This window comes from Cellulomonas sp. Leaf334 (assembly GCF_001424195.1).
Classification (GTDB): Bacteria; Actinomycetota; Actinomycetes; order Actinomycetales; family Cellulomonadaceae; genus Cellulomonas.
Window position 1 is genome coordinate 603,883 of record NZ_LMOO01000005.1, and the last position, 18,725, is coordinate 622,607.

Here is an 18,725-nt window from a genome sequence, read left to right on the forward strand (position 1 = left end):
CTCTCCTGAGCGGCCCTGCCCTGCCGAGTGTCAGACCGCCGGTCCACCATGAAGGGCATGACACTCACCTTCAGCGGCATCGTGATCGACAGCACCGACCCGTCCGCCGTGGCGGACTTCTGGCAGCAGGCCCTCGGCTGGTCCGGCCGCGGCTCCGGAGAGCGCGGCGAGGTCATCATCGAGGCGCAGCAGGGCGAGACCGTCTACGGCCCACCCAGCATCGTGTTCCAACCCGTCCCCGAGGCGCGGACCGTAAAGAACCGCGTGCACCTCGACTTCTACTCCGCCGACCAGGACGCCGACGTCGCGCGGCTCGAGGCGCTCGGAGCGACCCGCGTGGACGTGGGACAAGGACCGTCACGTTGCTTCGTCGTACTGGCGGACATCGAGGGGAACGAGTTCTGCGTCCTCAGCGAGGCGTGAACTGACCGGGTCGTGCCTTGTAGGCTGACCCGGCGTCCGGGGATCCCTCGGGCGTGCACGGGTCGCTTGTGCGGCCCGCGCGCCTGTAGCTCAGGGGATAGAGCACCGCTCTCCTAAAGCGGGTGTCGGCAGTTCGAATCTGCCCAGGCGCACAGTGTGTTGTTGCAGGTCAGGGGCTTGGTGACCGCAGCCGGTGAGTCCGCTGCGGGGCTTGCAAGGGCCTCGTGGTCAGCATGTGGTCAGCAGTCCTCGAGAGATTCGCTCCACGGCTCGACGACCCACGCTGGCCACCGGGCCGAGACAGAGCCCCCGGGACCGGGGGTGATGGCTCGAAGCGCAGGTTCCTCCTCGTACAGGTCTGGCGGCGTAGGAGTCCACCTCCACACCAGTCCCTCGGCCAGCTCGACGTCCTTGGACTCCGGACGAGTCCTGATCAAGTTCCGGATCGCACAAAGAGTGAGAGCCACTCGACGGGGGCTCACTTGTTCCCACTGGGGCCACACCGCGATCCGCGAACCCGGCCGCGGGCTCGGACGTGTCCCGCCAGCGGTCATCGTGTAGTGCCGAAGCCACGCGGCTTCCTCGACGATCGCTACGGCCCCGTGCGAACGAGCAAGGGCATCGACTTCGTCCCAGAAGGCGGCATCTGCGCATCGGGCGTCTGTGTCGAGGTCACCCTCATCGCGTTCGTAAGGCGACTGAACAAGAGCTTCTGCAAACAGTCCAAGATCTGTGACTGTCTGAACTGCGGAGCGACAGGGTCGATCGGCGCACACGTACATGTACATGTCCCAGCCGACGTGAAATTCCTACCAGGAGGATCGCCACATCTGCGGACCGCTGGATGACGCCGCTCACGCCCAGAGCGGAGGGGGCTCCATTGTCCGGCGGTCCGAACCGGAGTCCTGCCTGGGCAACATCGTCCGCGTCGCCGGGGAAGCCGATGGCTGAGTGCATGAGTTCGACCTTCGCCACCGTCAGTGAGCTGGTCAAAGGATTTCGTGGTGAGTCTGCGGTTTCGCCTTGCCTGGTTGACGTGTCCATCGCGCGGCCAATCAGCCGAGCAAAGCTGTAGCCTGGCTCGGTCAAGGCATAAGCCACTCCCGGGCGTCGCGCGTATGAGGCAGACCCTGGTGCGGACTGGACGTTAGCCAGGGCGCATCCTTCATGAAGGCACTCCCTCATGTCGGACTGCTCCAAGGTCTCGTACCCGAACCCACGCATGGCAGCGAAGGCGCTCCGCAACATCGCCCGCCGGCCACACGCCCCCGGCTCGGCCGGCCCAGTAGCCGTCTACCCCTGTGCGTCGTGTCGCGCCTGGCACCTGACGTCGCACCGCGCCACGGGGAGGCGAGCGCGCGGCTGGCAGCAGTTGGCTGGGCTCACGCGCTAGGGGTGCGGAGCCGGACGAGGCCGACGGCGAGCGAATGATCACATCGCCGACTCTTCTTGCACCGTGTGCTGCGCGCTGCAAGACAGCAGCGTGGGCGGCAAGCCGCTCGCCGGCTCCAACCCCGGCCTTCGCGCCGAAGATCCTCGTGCGTGGAGGACAACCTCCCGGTCGTCTCATAGACGCTCCACCGCTGGACGGCGCTCGGTCGGCAGAAGCGGCGTGATCTCGGAGGACGGGCGGCGCTCGAACACAACCGCCTGCGGTTCACGTCTCAAAGGGACTCTGCGCGGGCGCTAAACGTGGTATGAACACCACGTGCACATCTCCGCGCTCGCGTTTACCGGCATCAAGGCCTTCGCGGGCCGGCAAGCGCTCGACATCAAGCCCTTCCAATTGATTTACGGCGCAAATTCGTCTGGCAAGAGCACGATCCTTCAGGCGCTGCTCCTCCTCAAGCAGAGCGCCCCCCGTGCCTACGGCGCCGAATCCGGCGTCCTTGAGTTCCGTGGCGGATCCTTAGATCTTGGAGGATACCGGACGTTTGTTTACGGCCACGACGTGACCCGTCCGTTCACATTAGAATTGGGCCTTCGAGAATATGAGGGCACCTTTAGGAGCCTATTTGCCCCGGATCTCCGGGTGTCAATCACATTTGGCTACGCAGATGGAGACCTCGATCAGGAACCCGTAGTGGTTGGGCTGACCCTCACTGATGCGGCTGGCGCTGTTGAATTTGTGCACGACCGCGCCCGGCACACGTTAATGCTTGCAAACGCTACTTCATCAGCGTCCCTAGTTGATCGATGGATTGCTGCTAGCCCCGCCATCGTCAGCACCAGGCAGCGCACAAACCCAGTACCGATGCCAACTGAAGCCGACAAACTCTGGCTCCGCCAATGGGCGCGTACCCATGGCCTCGTGACGACGCAGGGTTGGGTGCCATATTGGTCTCCGACGGATGTTGGCCGTGGAAAGACCGGGCGCCCCTATGGAGGTTCGTTGACGGCGCCTCGTAACCGCATCCTGCAAGATTTCGTGTTCAGTTGGTACAACTGGGCGTTTGAGTTTGGATTTACCCTTGCTGACGCACTGAACGACGTGATCTACGTAGGTCCGCTCAGGGATTTCCCGCGCCGCGTCGTCACGGACGCTAGTGATGCGACGGGGATGGGTGTCAGGGGTGAGCGCCTCGTTCTGCATCTTGCGCGCCGCCAGGACCTTGTTGACCGTGTCAATGTCGCGTTTGGTGTCCTCGAAATCCCCTACAAGCTCGAAGTGAAGCAATTGAGAGCAGAAGGGACTGAGGAGGCGCTCGGCGATGTCGCCGTGGCTGTCCTAACGGACGTCAGAAGCGGAATCACGGTTAGCCCGGCAGATGTCGGATTTGGGATCTCGCAGATTCTCCCGGTAGTCGTACAACTAGTCGGTAACGTGGATCGATTGATACTGATCGAGCAACCCGAGATCCACCTCCACCCTAAGATGCAGAGTCGTCTGGCTGACATCATCATTCAGTCAGTGACTTCGAACCGGAACACGGTTCTCGTTGAAACCCACTCTGAGCACCTACTCTTTCGGGCTCAACGTCGGATGAGAGACGAATCCTTCGACGGTTGGAATGCAGAGTCGCTCGGTGTCGCTTATGTCATGTCAGCCGATGGCCGGAGCGAGATTCGACAGCTCGCGATGGGCAAGTCGGGGGAATTAATGGACCCCTGGCCAGACGGCTTCTTTGATGATCGCCTCGACGACCTCTTTGCGTCGATCTAGCGATGCTCGAGATAATCGGAACTCGGCCGGTTGGCTCGCCGCCGCGAGAGATCGAGTCGAAGGTCTGGGACGCGCTTGCGCAGAAGATCTACAACGTCGCGATGGTTCAAAAGCCGGGACTAGAGTTCATCGCGGAGCTCAAGGCGGTCCTGAGCTCGACCCCGCCCGAAACGCAGCAGCGGTGGTCTGAGGTGCTACGGCGCCGAATTGTCGAGGACCGTAGACCTGCGACCTGCGTTCAATGCCAGTGTAAAAGTAGGCTTAACCTGATTCTGGATCCAGATCGGGCTGATGTTTGCTCTCATTGTTCAGCCATCACGGCGACGCCGCTCGAGATGCTCGCGGACCCGCTTTTGTACGCGAACGAGCGATTGCAGCGAACGGGGCTGGTTCGTGGTGACGATTGCCAGGCGCGTCTGGACGAGCGTTTTTCTCGACTCTGCGATGTCGCGCGCCACGTTGTCATCGTGGACCGATTCGCACTGTCGGATGCCTCGCGAGCTGAGAATCGAACGGCGGGAAGCTCCGGCCTCAAGAAGTTCCTCAAGCTAGCGAACGATGGGGGTGTGTCCTCAGTGCAACTCCATGTTGCGGAGGGCGCGGAGATAAACCGTGTCGTGATGCGTGCCGGTGACATTCCCGGCGTCCTCCGTTCGCTCGTCGCGCCGCTAGGCCTGAGTCTTTCGATTGAGGTAGTGGTTCAATCGAAGCGCGATGGACAGGAAAAGATCCATGACCGATCGCTGGCATTCACGTGGCCATCCGGGGGAGTGTCTTGGTTCTTGGGGAAGGGGCTTGCACAGTTTGATGGACCGCGGGTCACGCAGGATCATGATCTGGGTCGAAAGTCCCACCGCCAGATGATGCAGTTGGTAAGCCGCCTTCCCAGCTCGGCTCAACTACAAGTCAGGGTCACCTGACGCGCGCACATTGCTCGGCGCCCCCGCCCCAACCTCGTCATCGCGTGGTTAGCACATGGTCAGCAGCGAGCCTGAGATACGGGCAGCATTCGCATTACATGCGTGTATTTCTGCAGGTCGCAGCGTTTTCAGCCTCGTCTGATCGAACTCCTAAAGCGGGTGTCGGCAGTTCGAATCTGCCCAGGCGCACAGTGTGTTGTTGCAGGTCAATGCGAAGTCAAGTGCGACGGGATGTCGTCGATGCGACCGCAATGTCGGTTCGTGCTCCGCATGTGGTCAGCGGTCCTCCCCGAGCCGCGTGAGGAAGGCGACCTATCTGTGACCGCTGCCTCTCGTCTCCACCACGGCGTCTCCGCTGACACGCCAGCTGAGCGACGTGCCGGGGGGTACTGAGATCCACGTCGTCCATCCGCTGTCGTTCAGCCGCCGACGGACGATGCCGCTCGATGAAGCGCCCAGTTCCGGCAACGCGGCGAGGCTCACGACGCGAACAGGTCTCCCGTCATTCCGCATCTGCTTCTTGTGCAGACCGGCGGTACGGACGCGCCGTGCGGCGTCTGATGGCTTGGAGGCAGTCACCGCGACCTCCGCCGACCAGCCATCTGCGTCGGCATCCTCCACACTGAACACGTACGCAAGTTCCATGAGCAGGAGCATGTCAGGCGTCCGAGCCCGCTCGCCGGAGAGCCGTTGGTTGCATCGATGGCCGCCGCCGTCCACACTCGCAGCCACGACGGATGGGTGAGGCAACGGGCCCTGCGCAGGCTCCTGTCCGCGCCGGTGGTGGCGCCGTGGATGACTCCGTTTGTCGTCCAATTAGTGGGCGAGTACGTCGTGCAGATCGTCGATGACATCGCGGAGGCGCTGCCCGACGTCGGCGTTCCGGGGTCAGTCCATCAGGCCGCGTTCGGCCGCTACCTCGTCGAGAACCCAGAGGTTCTCCCGCCTCACACGCGCACGAGTCGCCAGTTACTGGGAGTGCTACTACCGCAGGGCCTTCTTTGACGCGGCGTCCGCGTCGTCACTCGACCTTCTCCCGCCAGCTTCCGAGGCGCAGAAGGTAGTCCGTAGCGACGGCGCCGTCTCATCACGGAGCGCGTCGGATGACGACGGAGGAACTGGCACGATGCGTTCGTGCACCAGGACTTCTATCGCCCCGCGGGAGACGCCACGGCGTGGAGAGACGAGCTGCCTGACTGGTCGCGCGTGTCGCCGGTGGGGCTCGTGGTCGGCTACTGGCACTGGCGAGCGGGGGCGCCTCGGTCGGCGGCCGCACGCACCGCTGCGTGGGGGTACCGGGTCGGTTTCGGCGGGCACGGCGAGTGCGGGGTGCTGGGCGGACGGTTCGAGCCTCACGAGTACCCGTACCTCGCGGTCTCGGTGGGGGCGACTGTGGATCTGGGTGCGAAGGGTTCAGGGCGGTTCGCGCCGACGCGTGTCGGGCTGCCGCTGGAGTACGTCGGCGGCGTCCTGGCCGGAGCGCTGCAGGAGCCGGCCGCCCTGGGCCCCGGAACCCTGACCTTCGACCACGCGGCGGTCCATGACGTCGACAGCTCGTGGGAGGCCTTCCGCGTCCTCGCCATCGGGGTGGTGCGCCTGCTCGCCTTGCCGTCCGACGTCGCGATACCGGGTGACCTGCTCCCACGGTTCGGCGGCTCGTTCCCGGCCGCACCGGGCGACGACTGAGCCTGAGTCGGCCGACGGTCCGCCGTCAGAGGCGGGACCACACGAGCGTGTCCGGGAGTCTCCCGCGAACGAACTGCTGGACGACCAGGCGGGCGGTCTCGAGCGGGACGGCGACGTCGCTGCCGAAGGTCGCGAGTTCATCCATGATCTGCACGTCGACGGTGTCGACCGAGGCGGTTCAGGCGCCCTGCAGGAGGGAGACCGAGCCGGGGGAGTCGAACAGGTGGAGCACCGCCCGGTTTCCCGCGTGGCCCACGGCGAGCATGGGCCACTCGGCTCCCTTGTGGTGGATCTCCAGGTAGCCGCGGTCGCGACGGTGCAGCTCGTCCATCAGGTCGGACAGCGCGTCCTCACTGAGGGCGCGCGCGACCCCGAGGAACCGCCCGTCCGGCGACGTCGCTGCGACGAGAACCGTCATGAGGAGGACGGTAGCGGGGGTGCGGCGGGGTCGTCCCGCCGCACCCCACAGTCCCCTCAGCGCCAGAGCTCGGTGAGCTGCTCCGCCAAGGCCCGGCCCTGCTCGGCACCGGCTCGCGCGGCGAGCGGGCGCAGCGACACGTCCATCGCGTTGGCGCCGAACAGGTGCTCGGAGGCGCTGTCCGGGACGATCGTCTCGACGCGGCTGCCGCCCGCGCGGAGGGCGTCGACCTGCGTGGCGAGATGCGTGCCCCACTCCGCCGGGTAGAGCGACCGGCCGCCGAGCGGTGACAGGACCAGAACCCGCGCGTAGCCGGCGGCCAGGTCGGCGTTCTCGGCGTTGGCGCGGTAGCCGCCGTCGATGTACCCCCGGCCGCCGATGGTGTACGCGGAGCCGCCGCCGGCGGTGCTCGCGGCGACGGCGTCGACCAGGTCGACCCCGCTGTGGCGGTCGAACACGACAGGGTCACCGGTCTGGGCGTCGACGGCCGTGATGAGCACGGTGCGATCCGGCCAGCGCGCACCGGGCAGGCGTGCGGCGACGGTGGTGCGCCACTGCGCCTGCCAGGAGCCGTCCTGCCTGGCGAGTGCCGCCGCGCCCATCCTGCGCCGCAGGTCGGCGGCGTCCTCGGAGGAGGCGATGATCGCGCGGAACCGTTCGAGGTGGTCCGACACCGCTCGGCCCGGACCGCTGCGTTGCGGCGGTACGGCCGCGAGGGCGGCTGCAAGCAGCTCGGGTGGGGCCGCAGCGGCCAGCTGGGCCGCGGCTGTGGCGCCGGCCGACGTGCCGATGGTGAGGTCGGCGGTGGTGACGTCCAGGCCGGTGTCGAACAGGCCGGCGACGATGCCGATGAGCCAGGCGTTGCCGGTGGATCCGCCGCCGCCGAGGACGAGTGCGCGCCGGGGTGAATCGGGTGTGGTGTTCATGGGAGTCGCCTCACGAGAAGTGTCTGGCGGGCGCTCCCGGCGGCGACTAGCTGAGTCGCGCGACCGTGGACTGCGCAGGAGCACCCGGTACGGAAACGTTCATGGGTGTCACCTCCTACGTCGGACGGGTCGAGATCACGGGAACGATCGCACACCGTCGACACGGCTCACAACCGATATTGCCGACGTGCCACGTCACCGCCGATGGAGCTGCTGGCCGTAGGCGTCGAGCACGCCGAGAACGCCGGCGTGAACCCACACGCGGTTGCGGTGGAGGCCGGTCCTCTCGACGAGCACACCCGCCTCTCCCAGCTGGCGGAGGGCTCGCTGTGCGGTGGTGTCGTTCAGTCCGAGGCGCTCCGTCAGGAACCGGGAGTTCATGACCGGGTGAGCGACCAGGTGCGGCACGACGTTCCACGCAGCCGCCTGGGGGCGCAGACCCGCGAGCCTGGCTCGGGCGTCCTCGATCTGCGCCGCGAGGTCGTCGACGAGCGTCGCCCCTGTCGTCGCAGCGAACCTGCTCGCCGCGGTGAACTGCTCGACGATCGGTCGCGCGTCGCCGCGTCGATACGCGGTCAGGGCGCCGAAGTAGGCCTCGGTGTCGGTGAGCAGTCCCGCCGACACGGGGGCGGTGGTGTGCCGCATGACGCCCTTGCCCCGGAGGAGCGCGTGGACGAGCGCCCGGCCGGTCCGGCCGTTGCCGTCGGAGAAAGGGTGGATGGTCTCGAACTGGGCGTGGGCGACGCTGGCCTGGACCAGGACGGGCAGGTCGTCGCGACGTAGGAAGGTCACCAGGTCGGCCATCGCGCTCGGCACCTGGTCGGCCTGCGGTGCGACGTGCGACGCACCGCGAGGCGTGATGCGGCTGGTGCCGACCCACACGAGTCCGTCGCGGTACGTGCCGGCGTGCTCCTCCCAGCCTCGTTGGCCGAGCATCAGGGCTCGGTGCATGGCGAGGATCGCGTGCTGGTCGAGCTTGTCGGCGAGGTCGAGGGCGGCTTCCATCGCTCGGACGTTGGCGACGACGGCCTTCGCGTTCTCGCTCGTCGACTGGTCCAGCTCGGCCATCGCGAGCTGTCGAGCGCCGACGGTCAGGTTCTCGATCTGCGACGACGACGCCGACTCGGTGCGCAGCAGGATCGACGACATCGGGCCGAGGACAGGGCTGTCGACGCCGAGCTTGGCGGCTGCGTACGAGTCGAAGCGGGACAGCGCGCTGGCGGCTTCCTCGACGTCCGCGGCAAGGTCGGACGGGAGTACTGGGCTGAGGGCCGCGATGCTGGCGGGCACGGTCGACTCATAGGGCCCGGAGGCGGAGGCCAGCTGGGAACGTGACGCCATCCCGTCGTTCTCGGCCAACCACCGGTGCGTCTGCACGGTGATCGGATCCACGGCGAGTTCTGTTGGCATATCTGCATCTTACTTACAGTTTTGCCAAAACTGTAAGTAAGGATACCGCGTCAGCGTCGCCGAGCAGTGAGCGTGAACGTCGCCGGGAGGCGTTCCGGGCGGTCGCGCAGGCGGTACTCGTTGACGTCCTCGTCGAGAACCATGAGACCGGGCAGCGCGTCCCACGGAACACTGTCGTGCTCGGTCAGCGACGTCAGCTCGAGGCCCGCGTCGAGCAGGGCGGTGACGATCTCGCCGAGCCCGTGGTTCCACTCCATCGACCGCGGCTGCTCGACCTTGTCCGCTCCTCCGTAGGTGTAGTCGTCGCTCCAGACCAGGGGATCGGTCTGCTCGAAGTACGGGAGCTCGAGCGCGGGAGTGAGCGCCTGCGGTCCGGTGATCCAGTGCTGCTGCTCGCGATCCTCATGCTCGGCGCCGACCGTCATGGCAAGCGTCGCGAGCAGCACCGGGTGGCCGTCGCGGATGAACAGGCGCCCGCCGGGGCGCAGCAGGGTCGCGACGGTCTCGGCCCAGCGGCGGATGCTCGGCAACCAGCAGATGGCTCCGATACCGGTGTAGACGAGGTCGAAGCGTCGGCCGTCGAGCGCCTCCGGCGCCGCGTAGACGTCGGACTGGACGTACTCGATCGGCTCGCCGGCGCGCGTCGCCAGGCTCCGTGCCGTGTCGAGGGACGCCCCCGACAAGTCGACGCCCGTCACGCGCGCGCCCAGCCGGGCGAGGCTCAGGGTGTCAGTGCCGAGGTGGCACTGCAGGTGGACGACGTCGAGGCCGGCGACGTCCCCGAGCCGAGGGCGGTCGAACTCGACGACGGCCGACAGACGGTCCGGGTCGGCGAGGAGCTCGTCGATCCCGTAGCTCTGCGCATGGACGGCCGCGCGGCTGTCCCAGTTGGTGCGATTGAGGTCCAGGTACTCGTCGGCGGGCACCTGTCGGACGCTAGCAGCGTGCGCGAAGGCCTCCAGCAGCTCGCGGCTGCGGCGGTACTTCTCCCGCAAGCGGTCGGCAAGGTCCGGCGGTAGGAGCGCGAGCCGCTGCGGATCGGAGTTGTCGTCGAGGTCGGCATGCTTGACGACGATCGCAAGGCGATGCTCGGCGACCCTGCGCATGCTCTCGTCCAGGGTCTCGCCTGGCCGCTTGCTCAGAGCCTCCACGGCATCGACGACGGCCGCCGGGCAGCCGAGAGCCAGCAGGTCCGCCGCGGTCACCGGCGTGTCCTCGATGACGTCATGCAGCACGGCGACCATGCGCGCGTCGTCCCCGTCCACGCGCGCCATCACCCGGAGCGGGTGCCCGATGTACGCGGCACCGGCCTTGTCGGTCTGCCCGTCGTGCGCCGCCGTCGCGAGCGCCACCGCTGCATCGAGATCGAACACCGGCTCGCTCACGCGCGACCTCCCTCGCTCGAACGGCGGGCTGCGATCCGTCGCTCGAAGTCCAGCGCTGCGGTGGCGCTGATCGGTTCAACCTCGTGCTCGTACATGGTCATCCGGCCCGTCCGCGTCTCTCCTTGATGAACAGCCAGCGCGCCGTCTGGAGGTCGCTGACCAACTCGAACCCTGGGTCGTGCAAGCTGCATCGAGGAGAGGATGCCAGGAGTGCGAGGCGCGCTCGTCGCGTGCTCACCGTCGCATCCGGGTGCTCGGCGGTAGGCTCCCAGTGCTCGGGCGATGACGTCGAGCCATGACCGTGCCCCGCGGTGTTCATGAGGAAGCCCGACGGCGTCGGTGCCAGCCTGTACGGCTCGCAGGCGGGGACGCTGCGCGGAGGTCGGTTCGAGCGCCCAGGCTCGGGCTCCTTGGGACTCGGTCGGTGGTGCCCGACGTGTCACGCCGCAGGTGCGGTGCGGATGCTGCGAAGGAGGAGATGTGGCCCGAGGAGGCCAGCGCGGGTCCGGTCGCGCGCGCACGAATCCTGGCGCCCAGCGCAACCGCACGCAGCGTCCGACCGAGCAGGGGATCATCCCGGTGCTCGCGGAGGTCGCCGCGGAGGTCGACCGCGCGGTGCAGCGCCCGCCCGTGCGCCCGGCGGTGCGGACGAAGTTCCAGGTCGTGGCGCTGCTCGTGCGCGAGGAGCGGGCGCGGGTCAAGGCCGACGTCGCGCTGGGGGAGTCGGGTCGCGCCAAGCAGCTGAAGAGGCTCGACGGGGTCGCGACGCAGCTGGCCAAGACCGCTGCGCGGGACACGTCGCTGCTCCAGCTGCTCGCCGAGGACGCGCGGGTCTCCGACGCGGCGCTCGCGTACAAGGCGAACCTGATGCGAGCAGGCGGGCTGGAGCCGCCGGAGACGCCCGCGCCGGTCGTCGAGAAGGTCGCGCCGACGCAGGCCCCCACGACCCGGGTGGTGCCTCGCTCGGTGATCTCCCGCCAGCTGGCGAACCCGTTCCTGGCTCCGGACTACGAGGCCGCGGCCGAGCGGACCGCGACGCGGGCGCGCCGGCTGGCCGGCTGGGAGCTGCTCGACCCGCTGTTCAACTCCTTCGAGCGCGCTGCCACGGGTTCACCGGCCTGCATGTCGCTGCCGCCGGCGCGCCCGGTCCCGGTGCCCGCCGGACGCGAGCTGATGCCGCACCAGGCCCAGGTCGTCGCGGCGACGATCACCGGACACCGCACGTTCCTGCTCGCCGACGAGCCGGGGCTCGGCAAGACCGCGCAGGCGTTGCTCGCCGCGCAGGCGGCCGACGCGTACCCGCTGCTGGTCGTGGTGCCGAACGTCGTGAAGACGAACTGGGCGCACGAGGTCGGGCTGTGGACCCCGTTCCGACGGTCCACCGTCGTCCACGGCGACGGTGACCGCATGGACGGGTTCGCGGACGTCGTCATCGTGAACTACGAGCTCCTCGACCGGCACGTCGGCTGGCTCGGCGACCACGGCTTCCGCGGCATGGTCGTCGACGAGGCGCACTTCATCAAGAACAAGACCTCGCAGCGGTCGCAGCACGTCCTCGCGCTCTCCGAGCGGATCCGCGCCCGCGTCGCGCGGCCGCTGCTGATGGCGCTCACCGGCACCCCGCTCATCAACGACATCGAGGACTTCCGGGCGATCTGGCAGTTCCTCGGCTGGATCGACGACGAGAAGCCGCTGGGACCGCTCATGGCCGCCCTGGAGGACACGGGGCTCACCCCGGCTGACCAGGGGTTCTACGCCGCCGCGCGGGCCAGCGTGATCGACATGGGCATCGTGCGTCGCCGCAAGGTCGACGTGGTCGCCGACATCCCCGCCCGCCGCGTCGCGGACCTCCCGGTCGAGCTCGACGGTGCGGCCGGCCGCTCGATCCGGGCGGCGGAGACCGCGCTCGCGGCCCGGTTGGTCGCGCGGTACCGGTCGGCCGTGGACGTGCGTTCCGGTGGCGCCGGCGAGGACGACCTCGACCTCGACCTCGCCCGACGGGTGGCGGCGGCGGAGCTGAAGGACTCGAGCTCGAAGGCCGGCGGCGAGAACGTGTTCACGATGGTCCGTCGGATCGGTCAGGCCAAGGCCGGGCTGGCCGCCGACTACGCCGCCCAGCTGGCCCGCAACGTCGGCAAGGTCGTGTTCTTCGCGAAGCACATCGACGTGATGGACCAGGCAGAGCAGATGTTCGCGGACCGTGGCATCCGGTACGCGTCGATCCGAGGCGAGCAGACGACCAGGGTCCGCAACAAGAACGTCGCCGCGTTCGTCGACGACCCCGAGGTGTCGATCGTCGTGTGCTCGCTGACAGCAGCGGGTGTCGGGCTGAACCTGCAGGTCGCCTCCAACCTGGTGCTGGCCGAGCTGTCCTGGACCTACGCCGAGCAGACCCAGGCCATCGACCGCATCCACCGCATCGGTCAGGACCAGCCCGTCACCGCGTGGCGGGTCATCGCCGCGCAGACCATCGACGCCCGGATCGCCGAGCTCATCGACAGCAAGTCGGGTCTCGCCGCCCGGGCGCTGGACGGCGCGGGCGACGAGGACGAGACGTCGTCGACGGATGTGCAGCTCGACGCCCTGGTCGGGCTCCTCACCGACGCGCTCGCCGCCGAGGGCGTGAGCTGAGCGGGCTCGTGCGCGCGCTTGCACACTGCTAGCATCCCATCCATGACCACGCTCTACATCCGGGATGTGTCCGACGACGTGGCAACGACGCTGAAGGAACGTGCCGCTGCGGCAGGTATGTCGCTCTCGGCGTACGTGAACACCGAGCTGGCGAAGATTGCCGCCCGCCCGACCAATGCGCAGGTTGCCGCGCGGCTCCGGGCACGCGACCGATCCAGCGGGCCGACCACCGACGAGATCGTCGCCGCGGTACAGGCCGACCGGCGGTGATCGTGATCGATCCCTCGGCCATGGTCGAGGCGTTGGTCGGGCGCACCCCGCACGACGATCTTCTGGACGCGCTCGGCGGCCCGCTGAGCGCACCGCACCTCCTGGACGTCGAGGTCGTCTCCGTGCTGCGCGGCCTGCTGCTCGGCGGCAAGATCACCCAGGAGACCGCCGACGAGGCGCGACTCGACCATTTCGCCTTCACGATCGTGCGTCACGAGCTCGAGCCGCTGGTCGAGCGCGTGTGGACGCTGCGCCACCAGTTCACCACCTACGACGCGTCGTACCTCGCTCTCGCTGAGGCCCTGGAGTGCCCGTTGTACACCTGCGACTCCAAGCTGGCTGTTCCAGGGCACCGGGCGGATGTCCGGCTCCTGCTGAGAACACACTGAGTGCTGGCCGCAGACGGCGGCCCCGCGTGCCCCCCGACCCGCCACAATGCGGACATGTCGCAGAGTCCTGAGGGTGTCGCCGCGTTCCGGCTCTGGCCGCCCGTCGCGGTCGGTGCGCCCCTGCTGGTCGGCTGGCTGGTCACGGTGCTGTGGGGTGACCCGGTCGATCTCGGTACCTGGCGCGTCCCGCTCGGCTGGGCGCTCGTGCTGGTGTTCGTCGGGTGGAACGGCTGGTCGTTGTGGCTGTTCCGCACGCACCGGACCGGGCTCCTGCCGGGCCAGGAGACGAGCGCGATGATCGAGAAGGGTCCGTACCGGGTGTCCCGCAACCCGTTGTACGTCGGCCTGCTCGTGCTCTACCTCGGGCTGGCCCTGCTGGCGCCGACGTTCTGGGGGCTGCTGCTGTTCCCCGTCGCAGTCCTGCTCCTGTTCTGGGGCGCGATCGTCCCGGAGGAGCGGTACCTGCTCGAGCGGTTCGGTGCGCCGTACGACGACTACCGGCGGCGGGTGCCTCGCTGGTTGGGACCGGTTCGGCGCTGACTCGTCACGCGGCCAGGTGGAACGTGCTCGCGAAGCGGTCGAGGAGCTCGCCGGGCCCGTGCAGCACTTCGACCGCACCGGTCGCGATCGCTCGGTCCGGGGTGAGCTCGCCGGAGAGGAGCCGACGGATCTCCGGGCCGGTGACGAAGGCCAGGTCGACAGGGCCGTCGCCGCGTGTCACGTCGAGCGTCGAGCCGTCGACGCGGATGAGCAGGTCGGTGGGGCCGAGGCGTGCCGCGTAGGCGGTCGCGGGCAGGTCGGCCGCCACGTGCGGCCGGAACGCGGTGCGCAGGGTCATGGTCATCGCGTCGGGGGTGATGATCTGCTCGTCGCGCGGGTCACCCATCGCCTTGAAGCCCCAGGCGCCGAGCGCGAGCACGACGGGTTCGAGCTCGCGGCCGTAGGGGGTGAGCTCGTAGATGATGACGCGCGAGCGCGGCGCCCGACGGATGACGCCGGCCTCCTGCAGCTGCTTGAGCCGCGCCGCCAGGATGTTGCTCGGGATGCGGGGGAGTCCCGCGGCGAGCTCTCCGTAGCGACGCGGCCCGACGAGCAGGTCACGGACGATCAGCAACGCCCAGCGCTCGCCGACGAGCTCGAGGGCCTGCGTGATGCCGCAGTACTGCCCGTAGTCGCGTGCGGCCATCAGGCCTGCTGGTCCGCGAACGCCTCGGGCCCCTGGGCGGCGGCGGTCTGGTCCATCCAGCCGAACTCGAGGATGTTGCCGTCGGGGTCGGCGAGCTGGCGCTGGTACATGAAGCCGTAGTCGGAGGCGGGTCGGTCCTCGGAACCACCTGCGGCGAGCCCGTCGGTCACGGTCGAGTCGACGGCCTCCCGGCTGTCGAGGAAGATCGCGGTCGACACGGAGGGGTTCACCTTCGGGTCGCCGATGGGCAGGTCGGTGAACGTCTGGAAGTACTCGCGGACCAGGATCATGAAGTAGCTGTGGTCCTCCTCGACGACGACGCAGGCGGCGTTGTGGTCGGAGAACTGCGGGTTGATGGTGAAGCCGAGTGCCGTGTAGAACGCCTTCGCGCGCTCGAGGTCGGTCACGGGCAGGTTGACGAACATCGCGGTCATCGTGGGTGCCTCTCGCGGGTCTGAGCTGCGGACACCACGACACTTGCAAAAAACAAGTGCCGCGTCAAGGGTCACCGGGGCCGGACGGCGGAGGACGCGACGTCGAGGTCGGTAACCTGCCTCGTGCCCTCGTGAGACGCCAGGGCACGGGCACGGGGAGGGCGCGATGGACGCGATGTTGCACGCGGGCGCGTCGGCCATCGCGGTCGCGACGTCGCTGGGGCTCGCCGTCGACGACACGGTCGTCCTGCACGACTCGAACAAGCTCATCCTGCGCCTGCTGCCGTGCGACGTCGTGGCCCGGGTGGCGCCCGTGGAGGACCAGGTCGCGCAGCTCGAGGTCGATGTCGCGCGACGGCTCGCCGAGCTCGGGGCCCCGGTCGCTGCCCTGGACCCGCGGGTCGAGCCGCGTGTCTACGAGCGGGACGGCGTCACGGTCACGCTGTGGACCCACTACGCGCCTGCGGCGACGCGCGAGGTCGCACCGGCCGACTACGCCGAGGCGCTCGTGCGCGTGCACGCCGGCATGCGCGACGTCGACGTCCCCGCACCGCACGTGACCGACCGGGTCGACCAGGCGCTGGCGCTCGTCGCGGACCGTGACCGTACGCCGTCGCTCGGGGACGCGGACCGGGACCTCCTGCACCGCACGCTGCAGCGTCTGCGACGGTCGGTCGCCGGGCACGGCGTCGCCGAACAGCTGCTGCACGGTGAGCCGCACCCGGGCAACGTGCTCAGCACCGCGAGCGGGCCGCTGCTCATCGACCTCGAGACGTGCTGCCGCGGTCCGGTCGAGTTCGACGTCGCCCACGCGCCCGAGGACGTCGACGAGCACTACCCGGGCATCGACCGCCGTCTGCTGCGGGACTGTCGGCTGCTCGTGCTGGCGATGATCACCACGTGGCGCTGGGACCGCGACGACCGGTTCCCCGACGGACGGCGGCTGGGCGTGGAGTGGCTCCGCCAGCTCGAGGCGGCGCTCGACGCGTAGAGGGGCACGAACCGCGCGCCGATCGGTACCGTACGCACGTCGCGTCCAGCGACGGAGGCTTCGAGCAGACGGCGACCTGACGTTCGCCAGTGGGGGCAGAGGTGGGCGAGCTCGAACCGCGTCCTGACGGTCACGCGGCCCACGGGGGTGCGAGGTGACGGCTTCCCGGAAGCTGGTGGAGTTCCGGGACGTCGAGAGCCTGGGCACCGCGGAGGAGCTGATCGCGCTCGTCGACCAGACCGCGTCCGACCAGGGCGAGGTGCGAGCCACCTTCCGACCGTGGCCCGGCCGGACCGCCTGGGGCGTCATCGTGGCGCTCCTCGTGCTGACCGGCACCTACACGTTCAGCGCTCCGGACACGACGGAGATGTGGGTCCGGTCCGCCCTCCTCGGGAGCCTCGTGTTCTGGACCGCGGTCGTCGTCGCCGCCGGCGCCATCGACCGGCACCGGGTGTGCGAGCACGGTCTCGTGGTGGGCTTCCGGACGCGCTCGAAGTACGTGATCCCGTGGTCGACGATCGACCCGGGACGCGTGCGGGTGGTGCGTCGACCGCTCCTCCTGGGCCGTCGTGAGGAGATGCCGACGTCGTCGCCGCACTACCGCGTCGGCTGGCTCTCGACGCGGGCCGTCGCGGTCAACGGCCTCGACACCGCGATCGACGGGTGGACGCGCGTCCCCGGCCTGCTGGGGGTCACCGACGCGGCGGAGCTCGGTGGCCGGGCGCGGATCACGCCGTTCGTGTGGTGGCTGCTGGGGACGCAGCGTCCGCGCGAGCTGCTCGAGGCCATGGAGGCGGCGATGGTCGCCGACAGCTACCCCGCGCAGGGGATGGCCGAGCGCGCCCTGCGGCAGACCGTGACGCTCCCGTGGCGTCCGACGCCCGTCAGCCCGGTGCCTCCCCGGTACGCGATCGACCCGGTGATCGGGGTGGACGGTCCGGCGCTGCCGTGACGAGCTCGTCGCGACGGCGCGCCAGGTAGGCGGTCTCGGCGGTGTTGCCCGCGAGCGCGATCGCCCGGTCGTAGGCGGCGCGTGACTCGGCGCTGCGGTCGAGCCGGCGCAGCAGCTCGGCGCGCGTGGCGTGGAACGCGTGGTAGCCGTCGAGGGGGAGGTGGTCGACGGCGGCCAGTGCGGCCTGCGGACCGTCGACCTCCGCGACGGCGACGGCCCGGTTGAGGGCGACGATCGGCGAGGGGTCGACGCGGACGAGCTGGTCGTAGAGGGCGACGACCTGCGACCAGTCGGTGTCGCGGGCGTCGCGCGCGTCGGTGTGCACCGCGTTGATCGCGGCGAGCAGCTGGTAGCGACCGGGCGCGGCACCGGACGCCAGGCGCTCGCGCACGAGTCGGTGTCCTTCGTCGACGAGTGCACCGTCCCAGGTGTGGCGGTCCTGTGACGCGAGGGGGACGAGCGTGCCGTCTGCGGCGACCCGGGCGGGTCGGCGTGCCTCGGTGAGGAGCATCAGCGCCAGCAGGCCGGCCACCTCACCGTCCTCCGGGAGCAGCGTGCGGACCAGCCGGGTCAGCCGGATCGCCTCGGCGGTCAGGTGGGGACGGACCGGGTCGGTGTCGGGGCCGGTTGCCAGGTAGCCCTCGTTGAAGACGAGGAACAGGACGGCGAGCACGCCGGTGGTGCGGGCGGGCAGGTCCTGCGCGGACGGCACGCGGTACGGGATGCGTGCGGCGGCGATCTTCGCCTTCGCGCGGGTGATCCGCTGGCCCATGGTGGCCTCCTGGACCAGGAAGCTGCGGGCGATCTCCGGCATGGTCAGGCCACCGACCATCCGCAGCGTCAGGGCGACCCGTGCCTCCATCGCCAGGGCGGGGTGGCAGCAGGTGTAGATCAGTCGGAGCCGGTCGTCGTCGACGGCGCCGAGCGGCTCGGGCGGGGCGTCCTCGGAGAGCATGAGGGCCTCCCGGTGCTTGTCGTCCCGCTTGTTCTCCCGCCGGATCCGGTCGATCGCCTTGCGGTTGGCGGTCGTGGTCAGCCAGCCACCCGGGTTGGGCGGCACACCGTCGACCGCCCACCGCTCGACGGCGGTCGCGAACGCCTCGGCGGCGGACTCTTCGGCGAGGTCGAGGTCGCCGTAGCGCCGGGCGAGCGTGGCGACGAGGCGGGCCCACTGCTCCCGGTAGGCCCGCGCGACCGCCTCCGTCACACCAGGAACGGCCGCACCTCGACCCGGCGGTTGCACGCCTTCGAGCCCTCCGTCATGAGCGCGAGTGCGACGTCGAGGTCGGGCGCGTCGATGATCCAGAAGCCCGCGATGTGCTCCTTCGACTCGACGAACGGCCCGTCGGTGAACAGGGGCTGCTCACCTCGGCCGTCGATGACTGTCGAGGTCTCGGGTGCGGCGAGGCCGCCCGCGAACACCCAGTGGCCGCCGGTCCGTAGCTTCTCGTTGAAGTCGTCGATCGCCAGCGCCTCCTCGGCGGTCCCGGAGTTGGTCTTGTCGTCGATCACGGACACCAGGTACTGCATCGTCCACCTCC

General features: G+C 69.1%; 19 protein-coding genes and 1 tRNA gene. 12 read left to right on the top strand and 8 right to left on the bottom strand.

Annotated elements, in window-relative coordinates; all coding sequences use genetic code 11:
• The first annotated feature begins 57 nt into the window (after positions 1–57).
• The 6 genes from ASF78_RS13180 to ASF78_RS13200 all read left to right on the top strand — a co-directional run bounded on the left by ASF78_RS13180 (position 58) and on the right by ASF78_RS13200 (position 6,192).
• The gene (locus tag ASF78_RS13180) at positions 58–423 is read left to right on the top strand and encodes a VOC family protein (protein ID WP_056590893.1); all 366 of its coding nucleotides are present in this window, start codon (positions 58–60) and stop codon (positions 421–423) included.
• 79 nt (positions 424–502) lie between these two features.
• Positions 503–575: transfer RNA gene (locus ASF78_RS13185), tRNA-Arg, on the top strand.
• Positions 576–2,131: 1,556 nt separating this feature from the next.
• The gene (locus tag ASF78_RS22035) at positions 2,132–3,586 is read left to right on the top strand and encodes an AAA family ATPase (RefSeq protein WP_082495039.1); all 1,455 of its coding nucleotides are present in this window, start codon (positions 2,132–2,134) and stop codon (positions 3,584–3,586) included.
• Positions 3,587–3,588: 2 nt separating this feature from the next.
• Positions 3,589–4,506: a hypothetical protein gene (locus ASF78_RS22425; protein ID WP_156374160.1), complete on the top strand. Its 918-nt coding sequence runs from the start codon at positions 3,589–3,591 to the stop codon at positions 4,504–4,506.
• Positions 4,507–5,208: 702 nt separating this feature from the next.
• On the top strand, positions 5,209–5,511 hold the full coding sequence (locus tag ASF78_RS13195; protein ID WP_156374161.1) for a hypothetical protein: 303 nt from the start codon (positions 5,209–5,211) through the stop codon (positions 5,509–5,511).
• Positions 5,512–5,640: 129 nt separating this feature from the next.
• Positions 5,641–6,192, top strand: a complete 552-nt coding sequence (locus ASF78_RS13200; protein ID WP_156374162.1) for a hypothetical protein — start codon at positions 5,641–5,643, stop codon at positions 6,190–6,192.
• Between the two features lie 178 nt (positions 6,193–6,370).
• Here ASF78_RS13200 and ASF78_RS13205 read toward each other — a convergent pair whose 3' ends face one another.
• The 4 genes from ASF78_RS13205 to ASF78_RS13220 all read right to left on the bottom strand — a co-directional run bounded on the left by ASF78_RS13205 (position 6,371) and on the right by ASF78_RS13220 (position 10,331).
• Positions 6,371–6,610, bottom strand: coding sequence for a hypothetical protein (locus tag ASF78_RS13205; protein WP_056589979.1), 240 nt, complete (start codon positions 6,608–6,610; stop codon positions 6,371–6,373).
• Positions 6,611–6,666: 56 nt separating this feature from the next.
• A complete protein-coding gene (locus ASF78_RS13210; RefSeq protein WP_056589982.1) occupies positions 6,667–7,536 on the bottom strand; it encodes a patatin-like phospholipase family protein in 870 nt (289 codons plus the stop codon).
• A gap of 195 nt (positions 7,537–7,731) precedes the next feature.
• Positions 7,732–8,946, bottom strand: coding sequence for a Fic family protein (locus ASF78_RS13215; RefSeq protein ID WP_056589985.1), 1,215 nt, complete (start codon positions 8,944–8,946; stop codon positions 7,732–7,734).
• 50 nt (positions 8,947–8,996) lie between these two features.
• Complete coding sequence (locus ASF78_RS13220; RefSeq protein ID WP_235518563.1) at positions 8,997–10,331, bottom strand: bifunctional 2-polyprenyl-6-hydroxyphenol methylase/3-demethylubiquinol 3-O-methyltransferase UbiG; 1,335 nt, start codon at positions 10,329–10,331, stop codon at positions 8,997–8,999.
• A gap of 480 nt (positions 10,332–10,811) precedes the next feature.
• Between ASF78_RS13220 and ASF78_RS13225 the strand changes: the two genes are divergently transcribed.
• The 4 genes from ASF78_RS13225 to ASF78_RS13240 are packed head-to-tail and all read left to right on the top strand — an operon-like array spanning position 10,812 to position 14,161.
• On the top strand, positions 10,812–12,962 hold the full coding sequence (locus tag ASF78_RS13225) for a DEAD/DEAH box helicase (protein WP_056589988.1): 2,151 nt from the start codon (positions 10,812–10,814) through the stop codon (positions 12,960–12,962).
• Between the two features lie 42 nt (positions 12,963–13,004).
• Positions 13,005–13,232 (top strand): hypothetical protein, encoded by a 228-nt coding sequence (locus tag ASF78_RS13230; RefSeq protein WP_056589990.1) that lies wholly within the window; start codon positions 13,005–13,007, stop codon positions 13,230–13,232.
• A 2-nt stretch (positions 13,233–13,234) separates the two neighbouring features.
• Positions 13,235–13,621: a type II toxin-antitoxin system VapC family toxin gene (locus tag ASF78_RS13235; RefSeq protein ID WP_235518564.1), complete on the top strand. Its 387-nt coding sequence runs from the start codon at positions 13,235–13,237 to the stop codon at positions 13,619–13,621.
• A gap of 54 nt (positions 13,622–13,675) precedes the next feature.
• On the top strand, positions 13,676–14,161 hold the full coding sequence (locus ASF78_RS13240; RefSeq protein ID WP_056589995.1) for an isoprenylcysteine carboxylmethyltransferase family protein: 486 nt from the start codon (positions 13,676–13,678) through the stop codon (positions 14,159–14,161).
• Positions 14,162–14,165: 4 nt separating this feature from the next.
• Here the strand turns inward: ASF78_RS13240 and ASF78_RS13245 are convergent, their stop codons facing one another.
• Together ASF78_RS13245 and ASF78_RS13250 are read right to left on the bottom strand one after the other, a co-directional pair.
• A complete protein-coding gene (locus ASF78_RS13245) occupies positions 14,166–14,807 on the bottom strand; it encodes a helix-turn-helix domain-containing protein (protein ID WP_056589998.1) in 642 nt (213 codons plus the stop codon).
• Complete coding sequence (locus ASF78_RS13250) at positions 14,807–15,241, bottom strand: VOC family protein (RefSeq protein WP_056590000.1); 435 nt, start codon at positions 15,239–15,241, stop codon at positions 14,807–14,809. The genes ASF78_RS13245 and ASF78_RS13250 overlap by 1 nt, the downstream gene beginning before the upstream one ends.
• A 166-nt stretch (positions 15,242–15,407) precedes the next feature.
• Between ASF78_RS13250 and ASF78_RS13255 the strand changes: the two genes are divergently transcribed.
• Both ASF78_RS13255 and ASF78_RS13260 read left to right on the top strand, forming a co-directional pair.
• Positions 15,408–16,232: an aminoglycoside phosphotransferase family protein gene (locus tag ASF78_RS13255; RefSeq protein WP_082495040.1), complete on the top strand. Its 825-nt coding sequence runs from the start codon at positions 15,408–15,410 to the stop codon at positions 16,230–16,232.
• A 154-nt stretch (positions 16,233–16,386) separates the two neighbouring features.
• Positions 16,387–17,184 (top strand): hypothetical protein, encoded by a 798-nt coding sequence (locus ASF78_RS13260; RefSeq protein ID WP_156374163.1) that lies wholly within the window; start codon positions 16,387–16,389, stop codon positions 17,182–17,184.
• Here ASF78_RS13260 and ASF78_RS13265 read toward each other — a convergent pair.
• Together ASF78_RS13265 and ASF78_RS13270 are read right to left on the bottom strand one after the other, a co-directional pair.
• The gene (locus ASF78_RS13265) at positions 17,117–18,391 is read right to left on the bottom strand and encodes an RNA polymerase sigma factor (protein ID WP_235518565.1); all 1,275 of its coding nucleotides are present in this window, start codon (positions 18,389–18,391) and stop codon (positions 17,117–17,119) included. The genes ASF78_RS13260 and ASF78_RS13265 overlap by 68 nt on opposite strands.
• Positions 18,388–18,714 (bottom strand): YciI family protein, encoded by a 327-nt coding sequence (locus ASF78_RS13270; RefSeq protein ID WP_056590006.1) that lies wholly within the window; start codon positions 18,712–18,714, stop codon positions 18,388–18,390. Before ASF78_RS13270 ends, ASF78_RS13265 begins: the two co-directional genes overlap by 4 nt.
• Positions 18,715–18,725: the final 11 nt, after the last annotated feature.

What these genes read in the sequence shown, in the direction of transcription:
- ASF78_RS13180 (WP_056590893.1), top strand. Translation starts at nt 58, where the DNA reads ATGACACTCACCTTCAGCGGCATCGTGATCGACAGCACCGACCCGTCC.
- ASF78_RS22425 (WP_156374160.1), top strand. Translation starts at nt 3,589, where the DNA reads ATGCTCGAGATAATCGGAACTCGGCCGGTTGGCTCGCCGCCGCGAGAG.
- ASF78_RS13195 (WP_156374161.1), top strand. Translation starts at nt 5,209, where the DNA reads ATGGCCGCCGCCGTCCACACTCGCAGCCACGACGGATGGGTGAGGCAA.
- ASF78_RS13205 (WP_056589979.1), bottom strand. Translation starts at nt 6,610, where the DNA reads ATGACGGTTCTCGTCGCAGCGACGTCGCCGGACGGGCGGTTCCTCGGG.
- ASF78_RS13210 (WP_056589982.1), bottom strand. Translation starts at nt 7,536, where the DNA reads ATGAACACCACACCCGATTCACCCCGGCGCGCACTCGTCCTCGGCGGC.
- ASF78_RS13215 (WP_056589985.1), bottom strand. Translation starts at nt 8,946, where the DNA reads ATGCCAACAGAACTCGCCGTGGATCCGATCACCGTGCAGACGCACCGG.
- ASF78_RS13230 (WP_056589990.1), top strand. Translation starts at nt 13,005, where the DNA reads ATGACCACGCTCTACATCCGGGATGTGTCCGACGACGTGGCAACGACG.
- ASF78_RS13240 (WP_056589995.1), top strand. Translation starts at nt 13,676, where the DNA reads ATGTCGCAGAGTCCTGAGGGTGTCGCCGCGTTCCGGCTCTGGCCGCCC.
- ASF78_RS13245 (WP_056589998.1), bottom strand. Translation starts at nt 14,807, where the DNA reads ATGGCCGCACGCGACTACGGGCAGTACTGCGGCATCACGCAGGCCCTC.
- ASF78_RS13250 (WP_056590000.1), bottom strand. Translation starts at nt 15,241, where the DNA reads ATGACCGCGATGTTCGTCAACCTGCCCGTGACCGACCTCGAGCGCGCG.
- ASF78_RS13255 (WP_082495040.1), top strand. Translation starts at nt 15,408, where the DNA reads ATGGACGCGATGTTGCACGCGGGCGCGTCGGCCATCGCGGTCGCGACG.
- ASF78_RS13270 (WP_056590006.1), bottom strand. Translation starts at nt 18,714, where the DNA reads ATGCAGTACCTGGTGTCCGTGATCGACGACAAGACCAACTCCGGGACC.